This is a genomic window from Kitasatospora sp. NPDC001159 (assembly GCF_053598235.1).
On sequence record NZ_JBSFJV010000007.1, the window covers coordinates 134,359 to 152,243 of the forward strand.

Consider the following 17,885-nt stretch of genomic DNA (forward strand, 5'->3'; position numbering starts at 1 on the left):
ATAGGCTCTGGGCCCGTGACTACGGCGCGACTCTCAGACATCGCGGCGCAGGCGGGGGTCAGCGAAGCCACCGTCTCCCGCGTACTCAACGGCAAGGCGAACGTCTCCGCCGCGACCCGGCAGACCGTGCTGGCCGCGCTGGACGTGCTCGGCTACGAGCGGCCGACCCGGCTGCGCCAGCGCAGCGCCGGGCTGATCGGGCTGATCACGCCGGAGCTGAGCAACCCGATCTTCCCCGCGCTGGCGCAGGTGATTGAGCAGGTGCTCAGCCGGCACGGCTACACGCCGGTGCTGTGCACCCAGACGCCGGGCGGGTCCACCGAGGACGAACTGGTGGAGATGCTGGTCGACCGGGGCGTGGCGGGCATCGTCTTCGTCTCCGGGTTGCACGCCGACTCCACCGCCGACCACGACCGGTACGCCCGGCTGGCCGGGCGCGGGGTGCCGTTCGTGCTGATCAACGGGTACAGCGAGCGGATCGACGCGCCGTTCATCTCGCCGGACGACCGGGCCGCGATGTGGATGGCCGTCCAGCACCTGGCCGAACTCGGGCACGAGCGGATCGGGCTGGCGGTCGGGCAGCGGCGGTACGTGCCGGTGCTGCGCAAGATCGAGGGCTTCACCGCGGCGATGCGCGAGGTGCTCGGGCGCAGCCGGGAGGAGGCCGAGGAGCTCGTCCACCACACGCTGTTCAGCGTGGAGGGCGGGCACGCGGCGGCCGGCGCGCTGCTCGACAAGGGCTGCACGGCGATCGTCTGCGGGAGCGACATGATGGCGCTCGGGGCGATCCGGGCGGTGCGGCAGCGCGGACTGTCGGTGCCGCAGGACGTCTCGGTGGTCGGCTTCGACGACTCGCCGCTGATCGCCTTCACTGAACCGCCGTTGACCACGATCCGCCAGCCGGTCGAGGCGATGGCCACGGCTGCGGTGGACGCGCTGCTGGAGGAGGTCGGCGGGAACGCCGCCCAGCGCGGGGAGTTCATGTTCCAGCCGGAGCTGGTGATGCGCGGGTCCACCGGGGCCTGCGCGCGCTGAGCACCGGTACCGGACGGTCAACCGAAGGGCCCCGGGGGGCAGTTGCTGACGCTGTTGGTGAATTCGGGGTCCTGATCATTTCGCCCCGTCGAGCTGTTGCTCGGCGGGGCGAAGTCGTGCGAAGTGGCTGGTGCGGGTGCGGGCCCGTGGTGTGTCCGTCAGGTGGGCGTCGATGCGGACGAGGTTGATCGCGGCGCCGGTGAGCTGGTGCTGGAGGCTGGTCTTGGCCAGGCCCTGGTAACGGGACCTGCGCAGGCCGCAGCGTCCGACGCCCTGGGAGATGGTGCCCTCGACCCCGGCGCGGATCTTGTAGCGGTCCTTCCAGGCGTCGGTTCGCTGCTCGGTGCGGGCGGCGTGGACGGCTCCGTGTTCGTCCCGGTGTCGTAGGTTGAGCTCGCGTCGTTCGGCCTTGGGTGCACGCTCCCCCGGGCCTCGACGTCATAGGGGGTGACCAGGCGCGTCGCGCCCGGCGGCCGGTCTTTTGGTCCCGGCGCACCACCTCGCCCCCGACCAGGTGGAAGTGCTGGACCCAGATCTGCCGCAGCACCTGGACCTGCGGCAGGTCTCGCAGCTCTCGTGGCGCGTCGGGCGAGGTCACGGCCTCGAAGAGTCGCATGCCGTCCGTACCGATCCGCCGTCCCACCTCCTCCCGCCTGGCGCGGGACTTCGGGAAGCGGGACTCCTCAGCTCGGGTCGCGTAGTGCTGGAACCAGTTCGGGTCCGCTACCTCCACCAGCCAGCCGGGGGCGGCCTGGGCGAGCGCGTTCAACGCGGATCGCACCCCCTCGGCCACCATCTCCAGCCAGCTGAGCTCACGGGCCGCGGACAGCACACGGGTGGAGTCGGTCCGGGCCCGGACCGCCGTCTTCAGCAGGCCCTTGGCCCGGGCCGCGTCCAGGATGCCGTCCAGCACCCGTCGCCCGACATCCGCCTCGACCAGACGGTCCCGGAACTCCGGCAGCACAGAGAAGTCGAAGCCCGGGTCGCCGAGTTCCAGCCCGAGGGCGTACTTGAAGTCGATCCGGGCCCGGACCGCCTCGGCGGCCTGCCTGTCGGTTAGCCCCTCCACGAACTGCAGCACCAGCACCAGCGCCAACCGGCCCGGCGACCAGGCGGGGTTGCCCCGCGCCGGGAACAGGTCGGCGAACTGCTCATCCGTGAACAACACTCCCAGCTCGTCCCGGATCCGGATCGCCAGGCTGCCCTTCGGGAACGCCGCCCGAGCCACCCGCACAGTCTCCGCCGGCACCTCACCCGGCACGCTCGCACGCATCGACACCCCGCACCCTCCCCCAAACGACAACGTCGGCCTTCAAGACCACAACCAGGTCTTGAAGGCCGACGTCACGCACAGGCCCCGAATTCACCAACAGCGTCGGCAGTTGCTCTCCGGGGCCCTTCGGCGTTCGCCCACCCGCCCGCTCCGGCCGGTCAGCCTTCCTGGGCGGCCGGGCGGTCGGCGGTGAGTCGGTGGCCGCCGGCCGCGTCGCCGGTCCGGGGCTCGGTGCGGCGGCCGCGGGCCAGGTAGTCGCGCAGGACCAGTTCGACGGCGTCCTGCGGGTTCTTGGTACCGGAGAGCAGCATCGCGTCGATCGCGAGGTTCGCATCGAGTGTGATGGTGACCTGGGCCATGGTGACTCCTCCTCGGGTGCAGAGCAGCAGCATGCCCGTCGGGGCGGGCTTTCACCATGCGAATACGCGAACCCCCGGGAGGAGCGACCGGACTCTCCCCGGGGTTGGCGGGTGACGGCGGACGGATGGCAGACGGTGAAATCCGTCATCCGTTGTGTGTCATCCGTCCGCCGTTGTCTGTTGCACGTCAGCTGCCAGCAGGCGGCTGCCAGTACGCCGTTGCTCAGACCCGGCCGGCGAAGTCCGGGGCCCAGTTGGCGATGGTCTGCTCGCGGACGCCCGCGCTCGGGTTGGCCGCCTCGACGTACTTGCCGCCGCCGATGTAGATCGCGACGTGGTAGACGCCGGAGTCCTGACCGTTGTTCGACCAGAAGAGCAGGTCGCCCGGCTTCAGGCTGTCCAGCGAGACGTGGGTGCTGGCGGCGGCCTGGTCGGCGGCGACGCGCGGAAGGTTGATGCCCGCGGCGCGCAGCGCGGCCTGGGTCAGGCCGGAGCAGTCCCAGCCGCCGTTGCCGGTGCCGCCGTAGACGTAGGCCTGGCCGACCTTGGACTCGGCGAAGGACACCGCGGCGGCCATGCTGCCGGTGGCAGCCTGGGCCTGGGCCTGGGCCTGGGCCTTGGCGGCCGGCTTCGAGGCCTGGGTCTTGGCGGCCGGCTTCGAGGCCTGGATCTGGGCGGCCGGCTTGGCGTTCACGGCACCGCCGTTCGCGGCCTGGCCGGCCTTCTGGGAGCGGTTGAACCAGCTGAAGTCCGAGCCGGACCCGGTGGACGAGGAGGACTTGTCGGCCTGGGCCTGGTCGCCGTCACCGAAGGTCAGGCGCTGGCCCGGGTAGATGGTGTTCGGGCCCTCGGTCAGGGTGCTGCGGTTGAGGTCGTACAGCCGCTGCCAGCCGCCCTGGACGTTGTGCTTGGCGGCGATCGAGGACAGCCAGTCGCCCGCGACGACCGTGTAGTCGCTGCTCTGGGCCTGGGCGGGCGCGGCCGGCTTGGCGGTCTTCGCGGCCGGGGCCTGGCTCGGCGCGGGCTTGGCGGCGGGCTTGGCGGCCGTGGCGGCGGAGGTGTCGACGGCGGCCGGGGCACCGCCCTTGGTCAGACCGGCCTGGATCGAGCAGACGGGCCAGGCGCCGGGGCCCTGGGAGGCGAGGACCTTCTCGGCGACGGCGATCTGCTGGTCCTTGGTGGCGAGGTTGGCCTGCGGGGCGTACGTGGTGCCGCCGAAGGCGGCCCAGGTGCTGGAGGTGAACTGCAGGCCGCCGTAGAAACCGTTGCCGGTGTTGATGGCCCAGTTGCCGCTGCTCTCACACTGGGCGACCTTCTCCCAGGTGGCGACGGAGGCGGCGTTGGCGGTGCCGGTGGTGAGGCAGGGGACGGTGAGGCCGACGCCCGCGACGCCGAGGGCGGCGATCACGCGACGGGTACGGCTGGACAGGCGGGTGCCGTTGGTGGGAAGCATGAAGACGCGGTCCTCTCCCACGCCTGCGAGGTGAGCTGTCGGATTCGGGCTGGAGTTGCCCGGCCGCGCTGTGGGCGCGGCTTCACCCCTAGCCCTGGACCGTTCCGAGGAACTGCCCGGGGCGACTTACCTGTGGTTCCCCCGCTCCTGCCGTGGTGCGTTTTCGCGCTGCCAGGACATCCGACGGCAGGACTCGGCGTTGCGGATGAACTGGGTCCGTGTGGCCACGAACGGGGAGCACGTTAAGCAGACTTAAGTTCAAACTGCAAATATCTGTGATGCACATCACGGTTTAGTAGAAATTGCCAAATAGGACACGAATCATGATCGTAAATGATCGTTTTCCGGCAATGTAACTGTGGATTCCCGCAATTGTCTTCGCCTCAGAGGTGAGGTGATGGGGCGTAGAAGTGTGCGGCGGCGTGCCCGGCGCGGCGGGGGAGTGATCGTGATTCGAGTGCCGGGATGTGGCCCTGGCATTCCCGTTCAAAAAGCGACATAACGGACATTTTGTGCCATTGTTCTCCCGGCTCCCGTAATTCCCGGGCCGGGACAAGCAGCAGGTGTGGGGGTGAAGGCGGGAGGAGCGGGCATGCCGAAGGGCCCGGAACGAAGCCGTTCCGGGCCCTTCGGTGTGCGGGAGAGTGCGCGACGGTCGTCGCAGGCCTCCTACTAGGCCTCCACGGGCCCCTGGGCGGCCGCGTGGGCGCCGCGCGAGCCCTCCTCGGCCGAGGCCGCGGCCTCCGCCTCGGCCCGGGCCAGCTCCTCCGCCGACGGCGTCGGCAGCGCGGCCAGGTAGGTGGAGGCGATCAGCTGGCCGACGGTCGGGTAGGCACCCAGCGGTGCCGCCGACGGGCAGCCGGTCTCCTCGGCGGCCGTGGCGAGCAGCTCCGAGTCGGCCTCGGGCCCGATCACCAGCGGGGCCAGCGCCGGGCGCTGGGAGCCGGTCTCCTTGAGGTGGCTGACGGCCCCGGCCACCGAGCCGGGCACGTCGAGCGCCGCGGCGACGACCGGGACGGCCAGTCGGGCGGCCAGCAGCACGCCGGTGATCCCGGCCGCGGCGGCCGCCTCCTCGCCGCCGACGGTGGTCAGGACCACGCCGTCCGCGGCGGTCGCGATGGCGAACAGCCGGGCCCGGTCGGCCCGGGCCAGCCCGGCCTCGGATAGCCGCACGTGCACGGCCTCGGCCAGCAGCGGGTGCGGGCCCAGCGTGTCGGTGACGGTCGCGCCGTGCTCGGCGGCGAGGGCGTGAAGTTCGGTCAGGAAGCCGTGCGGCCCCGGTGCCAGCGGCACCACGACGGGCGTGGGCAGGCCGGCCTCGGCGGCCGTGGCCAGCAGTTCGGCGACGGTGCGGTCGTCCCCGTCCTCGCCCTCGGTGCCGTCCGCCGGGAGGTAGCCGGCGGCGGCCTGGACGCCGCTGTGCTCGCTGCGGACGATCGACAGCAGTTCCTCGACGACCGAACGGGACTCCGGCCCGGCGGTCGCGGGCACGGCGAGCACCAGGGCCGGCGAACCGGTGGGGATCTCGGGGCGCTCGGGGCGGCGGTGGCGCCCCCGCGCACGGGAGCCTGGAGTACGGACGGGCAGTGGTGCGCCCGGGATGGCTGCGGTGCTCATGCCGGAGATCGTAGGACATCTGCCCGTCAGGCCTGCAGTCGGTTGCCGTACGGGTTTCGGGTGGTCGCGGTGCGGAGGTCGTGTCTCCGTCGTGCCGGTCCGGGCGGTTTGCCTACAATCCGGACATTCCTCGCCCAACCCCCGCGTGGACGTCCGCAGTTGCCCTGACGTGCCGCACGGGGTGTTCCGTTGCACCTGTGGTGCGTGAGATGTCTCACAGTCGGAGGGTGGCCTGACGGAGGGTCACGGGGGTGCGACTCCCGGCATTCGAAGATCAACATTTAGCGGGGGGCCGCTCACGGCCGGTTATCGAAAACCCGTCGATTCAGTCGACTATGTCCGTTTACGTACCGTCAGGAGAAGGGCCCGTGAAGAGTTCGAGGCGGCCGGTAAAAGGCCTCGTGCACCTGCAATGTCCCGTGCTGATGCACGTGCACAGCGGCTATCATCGCGTCAAGTGAGGCGTTGTGCCGGACCGGTACGGGGCCGGTCCGTTCGTTGGCGGTGCCGGGGCGCCGCGCTGGACGACAACTCCGGAGCTCTTCGGGAGACTTCTATGCACGACTCGCAGGACATGCACGGCTCGAACCACACCTTCAACGGGATGGCCGCCGCCGACCTCAAGGGGGTGGTCTGGCAGAAGAGCCGGCACAGCAACTCCCAGGGCAACTGCGTCGAGTTCGCGGCCCTGCCGGGCGGTGACGTGGCGATGCGCAACTCGCGCTTCCCGGACGGTCCGGCGCTCATCTACACCCGAGCGGAGATCGCGGCCCTGCTGCTGGGGGCCAAGGACGGGGAGTTCGACCACCTGGCGGTCTGACCGGCCGCCGCTTCACCATCGGGGGGCCGTCGTGGGTGCTGACACCGCGACGGCCTTTGTCTTCTCCTCGCAGGCTCGCCCGCGAGTCGTACGGCGGCGCATGGCCGTACCGGGCAAAGCCGTACCGGGCGAGGTCGTGCGGGGCTGGTTCCCGCGGGGCCTGGGCCGGGGCGCACCGGGCCTGGGCCGGCGCGTTCGACGCCGGTAACCGGAACCGGGGTCGGAGGCGGGCTGCCACCGCAGGGCCCGAAGGCCTGGCTGAAGGGCCCGGGGTATGGTCCTCCCGGGTCGTCCCTCGGCCGGCCGCGCGCCGTGCGGCGCTAGGCCGAGCGCCGGTGCCGTCCACCGATTTCGACATGTCCGTCGAGTCCGCCGCCCTCGGCCGGCTCCGCCTCGAACATGGCCCAGACCACCTTGCCGCTGCCCAGCGGGTGCCAGCCCCAGGAGCGGCTGAACGATTCCACCAGGTGCAGCCCGCGGCCGGATTCGGCGACGAAGTCCGCTTCCCGGGCGACCGGTCCGATGCCGCTCGGATCGCTCACCGCGCAGACCACCTGGGGTGCGCGGTGCACCAGGCTTATTCGGATCGGCAGCCGCCCGTCCGGGGTGGGCCGTGCGGGAAAGTCGTACTCGCCAGGGGCGCCGCCCGACGGGTCGGGCCGTGCGCCGATCGCATGCCGGAGCGCGTTGGTCACGAGTTCCGAGGCCACCAGCGCGACATCGTCGAACAGCTCCATCAGGCCCCAGCACTGAAGGGTGGTCCGGGCGAAGTCGCGCGCGGTTCTGACAGCTTCGAAGCGAGGAGCGAGCGTACAGGTGACCACATGGGGGTCAACCGCCAAAGCCGTACCGGTGCTCATGAAGAGCTCCTCCCATAAGGGGGCGGACACGGCTGGACCCGCCGGGGTCATGCCGGTCACCTCCGACTCGCTCGGCCGCTCGGCCGCCCCCTCGACCAGGCGCGCGCGCACTCGAACGCCCGATGGCGCGGGGGACGTCGCCGGGTCGGTGCACGGAGTCGCGCGTGGGGTCGACGCGGAGCCCGCGGGATTGCCAGGGGTGTGCAGGTGCACGTGCACCATGGTGGTGTGCGCTCACTGCAGATGCAAGAGTCGATTCACGTGCAGTCGCACTATTGGCATATGCAAGCGCCGGATGCACGTGCATCCTGGTGTGCGGAGTGCGGAACTGATAGGAACATCCGTCAGTATCGGCACCGTGAGCGCTCAACTGATGGCAGACTGTGCGCTGTTTGCCCTAGGTGGAGGTTTCGACCGCATGACCACAGTTCAGCCGGGCGGCGGCTCGATGGTCCGCCGGATCCTCCTCGGCTCGCAGCTTCGCCGCTTGCGCGAGGCACGCGGCATCACCCGTGAGGACGCGGGCTACGCGATCCGCGCCTCCGAGTCCAAGATCAGCCGCATGGAGCTCGGCCGCGTCAGTTTCAAGGAACGCGACGTCGCCGACCTGCTCAGCCTGTACGGCGTGGACGACGGCCTGGAGCGGGAGGCCCTGCTCGGCCTGGTCCGCGAGGCCAACAAGTCCGGCTGGTGGCACAGCTTCAACGACGTGCTGCCGGGCTGGTTCCAGACCTACGTCGGCCTGGAGGAGGCCGCGCAGCTGATCCGCACCTACGAGGTGCAGTTCATCCCCGGTCTGCTGCAGTCCGAGGAGTACGCACGGGCGGTTTTCGGACAGAGTCGGCCGGTCATCAGCGAGGAGGAGGTCGAGCGGCGGGTCAGCCTCCGCCTGCGCCGCCAGAAGCTGCTGACCGAGGGTGCCAACCCGCGTCTGTGGGCGGTGATCGACGAGGCCGCGCTGCGTCGGCCGGTCGGCGGTCCCAAGGTGATGCGCGGTCAGGTGCAGTACCTGATCGACGTCGCCGAGCAGGCCAACGTGGTGATCCAGGTCATGCCGTTCCGCTTCGGCGCGCACGCCGGGGAGTCCGGCGCGTTCACCATCCTGCGCTTCCCGGAGCAGGACCTCGCGGACGTGGTCTACCTGGAGCAGCTCACCAGCGCGCTCTACCTGGACAAACGGGACGACGTCGACGCCTACATCCAGGTCATGGAGCGGCTCTGCGTGGACAGCCTCACGCCCGAACGCACCATAGACCTGCTGGCCTCGATCCTGAAGGAGCGCTGAGTCCCGGCCGGGCGGGGCCTCGGCGGCCCCACCGCAACGGACCGGTCCTCCCTGGCAGGCACTTCGTCCGAAGCGGGCCGATCCTCCGCAGCAGACCGATCGGCCGACCCCCTGAGGAACCGGCCCAGCCGCCCACCCGCCGTCAACCGCGGGCCGGCGGCCGTTCGCGTTCCGGCGGCAGCGGCTGCGGCGGGCACCCGAGGTCCCAGGCCAGGTCGTAGCGGCGGAACAGGTCCGACCGGATTGGCGCCAACGGGATCTCCGCGCCCGGCAGCAGTACGCCGATGCAGCCGCCCATCAGCGCGCTGCGTAGCACCGCGTGCTCGGCGACCGGATCCGGCGCACCCCAGTCCTGCAGCAACCCTTGGAGGACGGCGCCGAGTTGCTGCTGTTCCGGGTCCTGGACGAAGGCGCCGGTGTCCGGGTCGAGGATCAGTGCCAGGTGGGAGCGCATCACCCGCGGGTGATCCAGCGCGAGTCCGAGCACGGCGTCGATGGCGCCGGCCAGCCGAGCCTCGGGGGAGGCGTCCGGCGGCAGCTCGGCCAGGGCGCCCGACAGCGCCTGGTGCATCATCCGGTGTGTCGCGGACTGCATCAGCAGCCGTTTGCCGTCGAAGTAGTACGAGACCAGGCCGCGGGCGAGTCCGGCCCGCTCGGCGATGTCGGTCAGCGTGGTGCCCGCGTAGCCGTGCTGGTCAACCAGCTCGACGGTGGCCCGCATGATGCGTCGGCGGGAGCGCTGCCGCATCTCCTCATTGACCGAATCCCCGCGAGGTGCCATCGTGTCTGCTCCGAACGTTCGTTGGCTCCGGGCCAATATACTTGCGGAGCCGGCAGCCGCGCCGTGGAACCGCGCCCTGGCGGGCGCCGCCCGCGCGGCCGGATGCGAAGACGGCCGGCTCCACCAACACGGGGGTTTGGTGGAGCCGGCGCCGACGGCTGACGACCAGGGGCCGGTCGTCGGTGCGGGTCAGTGCTCGGTCAGGACTTCGGTCCGGGTCGTGGTCGACCCGACAGGCGGATAATCATAATCCGGCACGGACACGGGAGTTGACTTCCGTCGCCGGTCCACCAGTGCGCCTACCGCGGCGACCAGCAGGCCGACCAGTGCGACGGCGGTGACGAAGACCAGTGCCGGCCGGTAGCCGTCCAGCTGGGCCTGCGGGCTGTCGCCGCCCGCACTGCCGGCCGTGATCATCGCGGTCGCCCCGGCCAGCACCACGGCGGTGCCGACCTGGATCGCGGTGTTCACCAGGCCCGAGGCCAGGCCCTGTTCGTCGTCTGCCACGCCGTCGGTGGCGGCGATGTTCACCGATGGGAAGGCCAGCGCGAAGCCCACGCCGAGCAGCAGCATCGAGGGCAGCACCAGCACCGGGTAGGAGCTGTGCTCGTCCAGGCGCAGGAACAGGGCGAAGGCGGCGACCAGGGCCAGCACACCGATCGGCAGCAGTCGGCCGGTGCCGAAGCGGTCCACGATCGGGCCCATGAACGGCGCCGAGAGCGCGATGAAGGCGCCGGCCGGGAGCAGGCCGAGGGCCATCTGCAGGGCCGACCAGCCGAGCAGGTGCTGCAGGTAGAGCGTGACGACGAACTGGAAGCCGCCGTACGCGCCGGTCATCGCGAATGCGACCGCGTTGGCCCGGGCGACCGAGCCGTTGCGGAAGATGCCGAGCCGGACCAGAGGATGGGCGGTACGGCTCTCGATCAGCAGGAAGGAGGCGGCCAGCGCGATCACCACGGCCATCGAGCCGAGGGTGCGCAGGCTCAGCCAGCCGGCGCCCTGGGCCTCGGTGACGGTGAACACCAGCAGCAGGACGGTCGCGGTGCCGGTGATCGCGCCGAGTGCGTCGTAGCCGCCCTTGGCGGGCTCCTCGACCGGGCGGGGGAGCAGGCGGACGGCGAACGCCAGGGCGAGCAGCGCGACCGGGACGGGCATCAGGAAGGTCCAGCGCCAGCCGACCGAGGTGAGCAGGCCGCTGAGCACCAGGCCGAGCGAGAAGCCGCTGGCGCCGCAGGTGGTGTAGATCGACAGCGCCCGGTTGCGGGCGGGGCCCTCGGCGAAGGTCGTGGTGATGATCGACAGGCCGGCCGGGGCGGTGAAGGCGGCGCTGACGCCCTTGAGGAAGCGGGCCGCGATCAGCAGGCCGCCGTCGTCGACCAGGCCGCCGACCAGCGAGGCGGCGGCGAAGGCGGACAGGGCGATCAGGAAGACCTGGCGGCGACCGAGCAGGTCGGCGGCGCGTCCGCCGAGCAGGAGGAGGCCGCCGTAGCCGAGCACGTAGCCGGAGACCACCCATTGCAGGGCGGAGGTCGAGAGATGCAGCTCGGAGCCGATGGAGGGGAGGGCGACGCCCACCATCGAGACGTCCAGGGCGTCCAGGAACATGGCGGCGCAGAGCACGATCAGGGTGCCCCAGAGGCGGGGTGTCCAGTTCGGCCCGCTGGTTGACGGGGCGTTAGGTGACGTGGCGGTCGCGGTGGTCATGGGGAGGACGGTACATGCACATGCATTCAATGCAAATGAATTAGATGTGAACGCATAAATTGACGATGCACGTGCTAGGGTTGCGGCGTGGCTGAACTCGACTCCCCGGCGCTCGACTCCCCGGCAGAGGCCGGTCTCGTCGCGGAATGGCGCGAGCTACTGGCCCGCCATGCCGCCGCCGCCTGCATGCTCGACCGCGAGCTGGGCGACAAGTACGGGCTGGGCATGAGCGAGTTCGAGGTGCTGGAGCGCCTTGTGGAGGGGTGTGAGGCGGACGGCCGCCCCGCGCTGCGGGTGGCGGAGCTGGCGCCCACCGTCCATCTGAGCCAGAGCGCGCTGTCCCGGCTGATCGCCCGGCTGGAGAAGGGCGGACTGGTCATCCGGGCCATGTGCGAGAGCGACCGGCGGGGCATCATGCTCGCCCTGACCGAGGCCGGGCGGGAGCGCTACGAGCAGGCCCGGCCGCTCCACCGCGAAGTGCTCGGGCTGGCCCTCGGCGGGGTGCCCGGACCGGTCTGCGGGGAGCCGGACGCCGACTGACCAGCCGTCAACTTTAGCTCAGAGCAGCGAGTTGAGCCCCGGGGCGACGGCCAGCAGGATGGCCGTGGCGGGCGCCGCGAGGGCGAACAGGGTGAGTCGCAGCCGACGCGGCACGGAGAGTCGCGGGCGGCCCGCGAGCAGCCGGTCGACCCGCTTCGGGGACTGTGCCAGGCCGGGTGGGCAGGAACCGAACACCCCACGGTCCAGGTTGAGTTCGGCCAGCGCGAGGGCGGTGGTGTGCCGGCCGTGGCGGCGCGCGGCCCGGTCGTCGGCGGCCAGCTCGATCAGTTCCGCCACTTGGTCCCGGAAGGCGCTGAACACGCCGACGCCGGGGAAGCCGGACGCGAGTGCCTGGGCGAACTGCTGCAGCAGGTGGTGCCGGGCTCGGACGTGCCCGCGCTCATGGCTCAGCACGGCCGCCAACTCCCGGTCGGTGAGCTGCTGGAGGGCGCCGGTGGTGACCACCAGGCGGGAGTCCGGGCCGGGCAGCGACCAGGCCTCGGGGCGGACGTTCTCCAGCACCACCAGCCGCTCCCGACGGCTCCGGGCAGCCGCGATCGCCTCGGGCAACTCCGGTGCTCGGATCGCCAGTTGGGCGTGCCGACGGTCTCGCAGGGCCTTGGCCGTACGGGCCTCGCGGGTGATCGCCAGCACCGTCTGGAGCGCGCCCGCCGCCAGCACCACGGCGCACAGCCGGCCCCAGCCCTCGGCCTCCTGCAGGCCGTACGCGGCCTCCACGCCGTGCGGGGCGCCCGTGAACACCAGGGCGCGCAGTTCGGGTAGGGCGGCGGAGGCGGCAAGGACCAGACTCAGTGCGCAGCACAGCAGCACGGCCACCACCAGGCACTGCCACGCCAGCAGCGCCAGCACGGGTTCACGCTCCACCCAGCGGGCCCGGGCCAGCCGTCGGGGCGCGACGGTCGAGAGCAGCAGTCCGAGCAGCAGCAGTCCGATCAGGGCAGTCATCCCATGGGCTCCCCGAGTACGCACGGAACGCGACAACGCGCTCCCTGCCAACCTATGCGCTGTCGACGCCCGGTGGAACGGCTTTCGGCCGGCCAGTGACCAACGCCACGCGAGGGAACGGCGCTTGGTGCGCGGGGGAGGGTGGTTACGCGGGCATCACATCGTCAGGAGCATGGCGAACATGCCGATGCCCATGGCGAGTCGGCAGGCCTGCGGCAGGCCGGTGGTGCCGAGCGCGAGGGTACCGGCGGGGGTGCGCAGCAGCCGGGCACCGGCCCAGAGGACGTAGCCGCCGAAGTAGAGCAACAGGGCACCGGTCAGTGGGGGCGTCCCGAGGGTAGCGGCGTGGTGGTGTTGTCTGCCGGGGGAGGCGGTCATCGCGAGGGCCATGTACGTCATGGCGAGCGCGCCGACCGCGTGGTGAAGCCGGTGGGCCCGGCCTGTGGGGGCGTAGAGAGCGGCGAACAGGAAGGCGGCGGCGGGCGCGCCGAACAGGCCGGCCCAGACGGCGGCCGGGACGGTGGCGCCGGTGACGGCCATCGCCGCCATGCCGAGCCCCATCAGGGCCTCGGCGGCGTCGGACTCCCGGGCGAGCCGGCGGCCGGCGTGGCCGGGGCCGGAAGCGCCACCCGGGGCGCAGGGGGCGTGCCGCAGGCGGGTCAGGCAGTAGACGCCAGCGGTGGCGGTGAGGAGGGCGAGGAGCCAGTTGACCAGGGTGGGTCCGTGCAACGGCAGCCTCCCGGGGCGCGGGCGGCGAACAGCGGACGGCGAACAGCTGACAGCTGACAGCTGACGGATCGCAGATGACAGCTAGCGAAATCTGTTACCCGTCATCCGTTCTCCGTCAGCTGTTCGCGGTCATCCACCCACCGACACCCGTCCGCAGCGACGGTCGTTCCGTCCACGATCACCGCTCGGCCCCGGCGCGGACAGGGCGCGTACGGGGGCGCATAGTGGTGCCCACTGTGGCGCGGCCCTTCTCACGCCACCCGCTCCGCCCCACCGGGCGGCTCAGCCCCCGCCCTGGAGCTGCCCCGAAGCGACCGCCCGGCTGAGGAACTGCCGGGTCCGCTCCTCCCGAGGACTCGCCGACCTGCTCCGGCGGCCCCTGTTCGAGGACCACCGCTCGGGCAGGGCGAGGTCCACCAGCGGCCGCCGCAGCCGCGCGTGCGGCAGCGACACCCGGTCTGCCGACGGGAGGGCAGCCGGAACGGGCCGCCGTGGCGTTCGGCCACCCGTGATCACCGCCGGCAAACATGCCGGGAGGTTCGCATCGGAACAGTGCATCTGTCCAGATCACTGTCCACATGTCGGACATGCGACGTCTCGGCGCAGGTTTTTGAGCCGCAGCGGCTGCGCGCGGGAGTTTTGCCGGTCCTGACCCCCTTGAACGGAAGAACCTTTCGTACTTATGGTGTCTCCGTTGAAATAACTCCTGTCGAAGTGAGTCCACGATGCAGAATCTTTCGCCAAGGCTCGCTGCGGCGGCCGACGCCCCGGTCTCGACCCTCGCCGCTCACCCGGCGTGGCTGCGCCTGAAGGAGGCCGTCGAGACGCTGCGCCCGCTGCAGTCCAAGGACGGCTCGATCGACCTGTCCTCCGTCCAGCGACACGCCGTCGACCCGCTGGTGGCCACCGTCCGGGCCGCCGTCGAGGAGCTCGCCCCGAACTTCCCGCACGACGCCGCCTACCTGGCCGCCGTCGACGCCGACCTCGCCAAGTGGGCCGACACCGGCTACCGGCAGCCCGACTTCCTGGACTCGCTGCTCGCCTTCCAGCCCGCCGACCAGCGCGAGGACGGTCTGGAGCACCTGGTCGTCTTCCCGATGTACACCCAGAACGGCAACCCGAACCGCAACCTGGAAGCCGTCCTGCTGCAGGTCGTGTGGCCCGACTGGCTCGCGGAGCTGGAGCGCACCCGCTTCGACAACCCGATGTTCGTGCCGATCACCTTCACGGACTTCACGGCCGGCTACGACACGAACTCGGCTGTCCTCTTCCCCGAGACGGTCGCCGTCCGCAAGGCGCCGGAACGTTTCACCTGGGGCGGCATCTTCTGCGACCGCGAGGCCGCCCGCTTCCGCGCCGTCTCCACCAGCGCCGTCCAGCAGCTCGGCCTGGAGATCCCGGCCGACGCCGAGGGCCTGCTCAAGGACCAGCAGCGCGCGCAGGAGACCTTCGTCCTGTGGGACCTCGTCCACGACCGCACCCACAGCCACGGCGACCTGCCGTTCGACCCCTTCATGATCAAGCAGCGCAGTCCGTTCTGGATGTACGGCCTTGAGGAGCTCCGCTGCGACCTCACCACCTTCAAGGAGGCGGTGAAGCTGGAGGGCGAGGGCAACGCGCACGCCCGCGACGTCCAGTACGCGATCCTGTTCGACCGCCTGTTCCGCTTCCCGGTCAGCGGCGACCGCGTCCGCAACTACGACGGCCTCGGCGGCCAGCTGCTCTTCGCGTACCTGCACAAGCACGACGCGCTGCGCTGGCGCGACAACCGCCTGAGCATCGACTGGGACCGCGCCCAGCAGGTCACCAACGGGCTCTGCGGTGAGATCGAGACCCTGTACCGCGACGGCATCGACCGGCCCAAGCCGGCCCACTGGATCGCCGCCTACGAGCTGGTCTCCCGCTACCTCACCCCGCACCCGGCCTCCACCTGGGCCAAGGGCCCCGAGGCGCTGCCGCTCGACATCACCGACGGCAAGGCCCTCAACAAGGCGCTGTGCGACGCCGTGCTCCCGGACGAGTTCCCGCTGAGCATGTTCTACGAGGCCCTGTCCAATAAGCTCGGCGGCATCATCGCCGCCACCGCCGGCATCACCGGCGCCGGCATCCAGGGAGTTGCTGCGTGACCACCACCCCCACCAAGCTGGCCGGCAAGGTCATCGCCGTCGCCGGGGCCAGCGGCCCGGCCGGCCAGGCGGTGCTGCGCCGCCTGACCGCTGACGGCGCCACCGTGATCGGTGCCGACATCGACGCCCAGCGGCTGGAGTCCGCCCTGGACGCCACCCGCATCGCGGTTCGCGACGCCAAGGTCAGCGGCCAGGTGATCGACCTGCTCGACCCGCAGGAGGTCCACGACTGGGCCGACCACCTGGAGGCCGAGCACGGCCACGTCGACGGCCTGTTCCACCTGGTCGGCGGCTGGCGCGGCAGCAAGACCTTCTTCGACACCCGCCTGGACGACTGGGACTTCCTGCACGACACCGTCGTGCGCACCCTCCAGCACACCTCGCTGGCCTTCCAGCCCGCGCTGGTCCGCAGCCAGGCCGGCCGCTACGCGATGATCTCCGCCGCGGCCGCCCACAAGCCCACTGCGGGCGGCGCCGCCTACGCGGCCGCCAAGGCAGCCACGGAGGCCTGGACCCTCGCCATGGCCGACTCCTTCAAGAAGGAGACCACCTCCCCGGACGGAGAGCCCACCGCGGCGGCTGCCATCCTGGTGATCAAGGCGTTGGTCAGTCCCGAGATGCGGGCGGAGAAGCCGGAGGCGAAGTTCGCCGGCTTCACCGACACCGCCGACCTCGCCGGCCACCTGGCGGGCCTCTGGGACCGCCCCGCAGCAGAACTGAACGGACAGCACCTGTGGCTGACAGCCCGATGACCGACCTCACCCGTACGGACGCGGTACGGCGACACGACCCCGCCGTCCGTGGCTTTGCCAGCGACAACTACGCCGGCGTGCACCCCGAGATCCTCGCCGCGATCGCCCTCGCCAACGGCGGCCACCAGGTCGCCTACGGCGAGGACGACTACACGGCGCACCTGCAGGACGTCTTCCGCCGCCACTTCGGCGACAAGGCCGAGGCGTACCCCGTTTTCAACGGCACCGGCGCCAACGTGGTCGCCCTCCAGTCGCTGCTGCCGCGATGGGGCGCCGTGGTCTGCGCCGACACCGCCCACATCCACGTGGACGAGGGCGGCGCCCCGGAGAAGATGGGCGGCATCAAGCTCCACCTCGTCCCGACCCCGGACGGCAAGCTCACCCCCGAGCTGCTCGACCAGCAGGCCTGGGGCTTCGGTGACGAGCACCGCGCGCAGCCGCTCGCGGTCTCCATCACCCAGAGCACCGAGCTCGGCACCCTCTACACCGCCGACGAGATCCGCGCGATCACCGAGCACGCCCACCAGCTCGGGATGCTCGTCCACGTCGACGGCTCCCGCCTGGCCAACGCGGCCGCCTCGCTCGGCCAGCCGCTGCGCGCCTTCACCACGGACGCGGGCGTCGACGTGATTTCCTTCGGCGGGACGAAGAACGGCCTGCTGTTCGGTGAGGTCGTGGTGGTGCTCAACCCGGAGCGGGTCCGCAACATCAAGTACCTGCGCAAGACCTCGATGCAGCTCGCCTCGAAGATGCGCTTCCTCTCCGTCCAGTTCGAGGCGTTGCTCTCCGGCGACCTCTACCTGCGCAACGCCGGCCACGCCAACGCGATGGCCAGCCGGCTGGAGGCAGCGGTCCGGAAGATCGACGGCGTCGAGGTCGTTCGCCCGGTCCAGGCGAACGCGGTGTTCGCGATCCTTCCCCGCGAGGTGAGCGAGCGGCTGCAGAAGCGCTACCGCTTCTACTTCTGGAATGAGCACACCGGCGAGGTCCGCTGGATGTGTGCTTACGACACCACGGAGGCCGACATCGACGCCTTCGCGGCGGCCATCGCTGAGGAGATGGGCCGCGCCTGACGGTGTTCGACCTGCGGATCGCCCCGTCCTGCGACAGCAGGGCGGGGCGATTTGCATGTGGCGGGCCGGTCCCCGTACAGTTCCGGAGTCGCCGCGGGAGACCGAGGCGACAAAGCGGAAAGCGAATCCGATGAATGAAACTCCGGAAAACGGAGCGGAAAGCATCTGATAAGCTGGAAACAGGAAAGAACGAAGCGCCCGGAGGGCCCGCTGGAAGGCGGCCTGAAGGAAGTGTCCGTTCCTTGAGAACTCAACAGCGTGCCAAAAGTCAACGCCAGATATGTTGACATCCCCGGCCTCGGTCGTTTGATCGGGGTTGGAGATTCCTTTTGAAATAACACTAGCGAGGACGCAGTGCGCGGGGCCGCCATATTCCGGTGGTTGCCGTGCCGCTCAACGCGGGTGTCGACCCGATTACGGGTAAACATTCACGGAGAGTTTGATCCTGGCTCAGGACGAACGCTGGCGGCGTGCTTAACACATGCAAGTCGAACGGTGAAGCCCTTCGGGGT

At 70.9% G+C, this 17,885-nt stretch carries 15 protein-coding genes, 1 rRNA gene, 1 pseudogene and 1 riboswitch; of the genes and pseudogenes, 8 read left to right on the forward strand and 9 right to left on the reverse strand.

Features of this window, described 5'->3' with window-relative positions; translation table 11 throughout:
- The first annotated feature begins 15 nt into the window (after window positions 1–15).
- Window positions 16–1,035 (forward strand): LacI family DNA-binding transcriptional regulator, encoded by a 1,020-nt coding sequence (locus ACWC9T_RS06305; protein ID WP_396247591.1) that lies wholly within the window; start codon window positions 16–18, stop codon window positions 1,033–1,035.
- Window positions 1,036–1,110: 75 nt separating this feature from the next.
- Here ACWC9T_RS06305 and ACWC9T_RS06310 read toward each other — a convergent pair.
- The 4 genes and pseudogenes from ACWC9T_RS06310 to ACWC9T_RS06325 form a co-directional block, all read right to left on the reverse strand.
- Window positions 1,111–2,314 (reverse strand): annotated as a pseudogene (locus ACWC9T_RS06310) (transposase).
- Window positions 2,315–2,466: 152 nt separating this feature from the next.
- Window positions 2,467–2,667, reverse strand: coding sequence for a hypothetical protein (locus tag ACWC9T_RS06315; protein WP_449819888.1), 201 nt, complete (start codon window positions 2,665–2,667; stop codon window positions 2,467–2,469).
- Between the two features lie 223 nt (window positions 2,668–2,890).
- A complete protein-coding gene (locus ACWC9T_RS06320) occupies window positions 2,891–4,141 on the reverse strand; it encodes a transglycosylase family protein (RefSeq protein WP_449819889.1) in 1,251 nt (416 codons plus the stop codon).
- Window positions 4,128–4,298: riboswitch (cyclic di-AMP (ydaO/yuaA leader) on the reverse strand. (Overlaps the previous gene by 14 nt.)
- A gap of 494 nt (window positions 4,299–4,792) precedes the next feature.
- Window positions 4,793–5,737: a hypothetical protein gene (locus ACWC9T_RS06325; RefSeq protein ID WP_449819890.1), complete on the reverse strand. Its 945-nt coding sequence runs from the start codon at window positions 5,735–5,737 to the stop codon at window positions 4,793–4,795.
- Between the two features lie 556 nt (window positions 5,738–6,293).
- Between ACWC9T_RS06325 and ACWC9T_RS06330 the strand changes: the two genes are divergently transcribed.
- Window positions 6,294–6,557, forward strand: a complete 264-nt coding sequence (locus tag ACWC9T_RS06330; RefSeq protein ID WP_355676240.1) for a DUF397 domain-containing protein — start codon at window positions 6,294–6,296, stop codon at window positions 6,555–6,557.
- A 320-nt stretch (window positions 6,558–6,877) separates the two neighbouring features.
- Here ACWC9T_RS06330 and ACWC9T_RS06335 read toward each other — a convergent pair whose 3' ends face one another.
- Window positions 6,878–7,468: an ATP-binding protein gene (locus ACWC9T_RS06335; RefSeq protein ID WP_449819908.1), complete on the reverse strand. Its 591-nt coding sequence runs from the start codon at window positions 7,466–7,468 to the stop codon at window positions 6,878–6,880.
- A gap of 367 nt (window positions 7,469–7,835) precedes the next feature.
- Between ACWC9T_RS06335 and ACWC9T_RS06340 the strand changes: the two genes are divergently transcribed.
- Entirely contained in the window at window positions 7,836–8,702 is an 867-nt protein-coding gene (locus tag ACWC9T_RS06340) for a helix-turn-helix domain-containing protein (protein ID WP_355676238.1), read from the forward strand.
- Window positions 8,703–8,844: 142 nt separating this feature from the next.
- On the opposite strand, the gene ACWC9T_RS06345 is transcribed toward ACWC9T_RS06340, so the two are convergent.
- Together ACWC9T_RS06345 and ACWC9T_RS06350 are read right to left on the reverse strand one after the other, a co-directional pair.
- Window positions 8,845–9,450, reverse strand: a complete 606-nt coding sequence (locus ACWC9T_RS06345; RefSeq protein ID WP_449819891.1) for a TetR/AcrR family transcriptional regulator — start codon at window positions 9,448–9,450, stop codon at window positions 8,845–8,847.
- Between the two features lie 222 nt (window positions 9,451–9,672).
- Window positions 9,673–11,187 (reverse strand): MFS transporter, encoded by a 1,515-nt coding sequence (locus tag ACWC9T_RS06350; protein WP_449819892.1) that lies wholly within the window; start codon window positions 11,185–11,187, stop codon window positions 9,673–9,675.
- Between the two features lie 87 nt (window positions 11,188–11,274).
- On the opposite strand from ACWC9T_RS06350, the gene ACWC9T_RS06355 reads away from it, so the two are divergent.
- Complete coding sequence (locus tag ACWC9T_RS06355; RefSeq protein WP_449819893.1) at window positions 11,275–11,727, forward strand: MarR family winged helix-turn-helix transcriptional regulator; 453 nt, start codon at window positions 11,275–11,277, stop codon at window positions 11,725–11,727.
- Window positions 11,728–11,745: 18 nt separating this feature from the next.
- On the opposite strand, the gene ACWC9T_RS06360 is transcribed toward ACWC9T_RS06355, so the two are convergent.
- The gene (locus ACWC9T_RS06360) at window positions 11,746–12,693 is read right to left on the reverse strand and encodes a M56 family metallopeptidase (RefSeq protein WP_449819894.1); all 948 of its coding nucleotides are present in this window, start codon (window positions 12,691–12,693) and stop codon (window positions 11,746–11,748) included.
- Window positions 12,694–12,849: 156 nt separating this feature from the next.
- Entirely contained in the window at window positions 12,850–13,422 is a 573-nt protein-coding gene (locus ACWC9T_RS06365) for a DUF5134 domain-containing protein (RefSeq protein ID WP_449819895.1), read from the reverse strand.
- 725 nt (window positions 13,423–14,147) lie between these two features.
- Here ACWC9T_RS06365 and ACWC9T_RS06370 point away from each other — a divergent pair.
- From ACWC9T_RS06370 to ACWC9T_RS06385, 4 genes are all read left to right on the forward strand, one after another.
- Complete coding sequence (locus tag ACWC9T_RS06370) at window positions 14,148–15,548, forward strand: DUF6421 family protein (RefSeq protein ID WP_449819896.1); 1,401 nt, start codon at window positions 14,148–14,150, stop codon at window positions 15,546–15,548.
- Window positions 15,545–16,300, forward strand: a complete 756-nt coding sequence (locus ACWC9T_RS06375; protein ID WP_449819897.1) for an SDR family NAD(P)-dependent oxidoreductase — start codon at window positions 15,545–15,547, stop codon at window positions 16,298–16,300. The genes ACWC9T_RS06370 and ACWC9T_RS06375 overlap by 4 nt, the downstream gene beginning before the upstream one ends.
- Window positions 16,297–17,373 (forward strand): threonine aldolase family protein, encoded by a 1,077-nt coding sequence (locus ACWC9T_RS06380; RefSeq protein ID WP_355676254.1) that lies wholly within the window; start codon window positions 16,297–16,299, stop codon window positions 17,371–17,373. The genes ACWC9T_RS06375 and ACWC9T_RS06380 overlap by 4 nt, the downstream gene beginning before the upstream one ends.
- 427 nt (window positions 17,374–17,800) lie before the next feature.
- Window positions 17,801–17,885: ribosomal RNA gene (locus ACWC9T_RS06385) — 16S ribosomal RNA — on the forward strand; the annotation flags it as partial.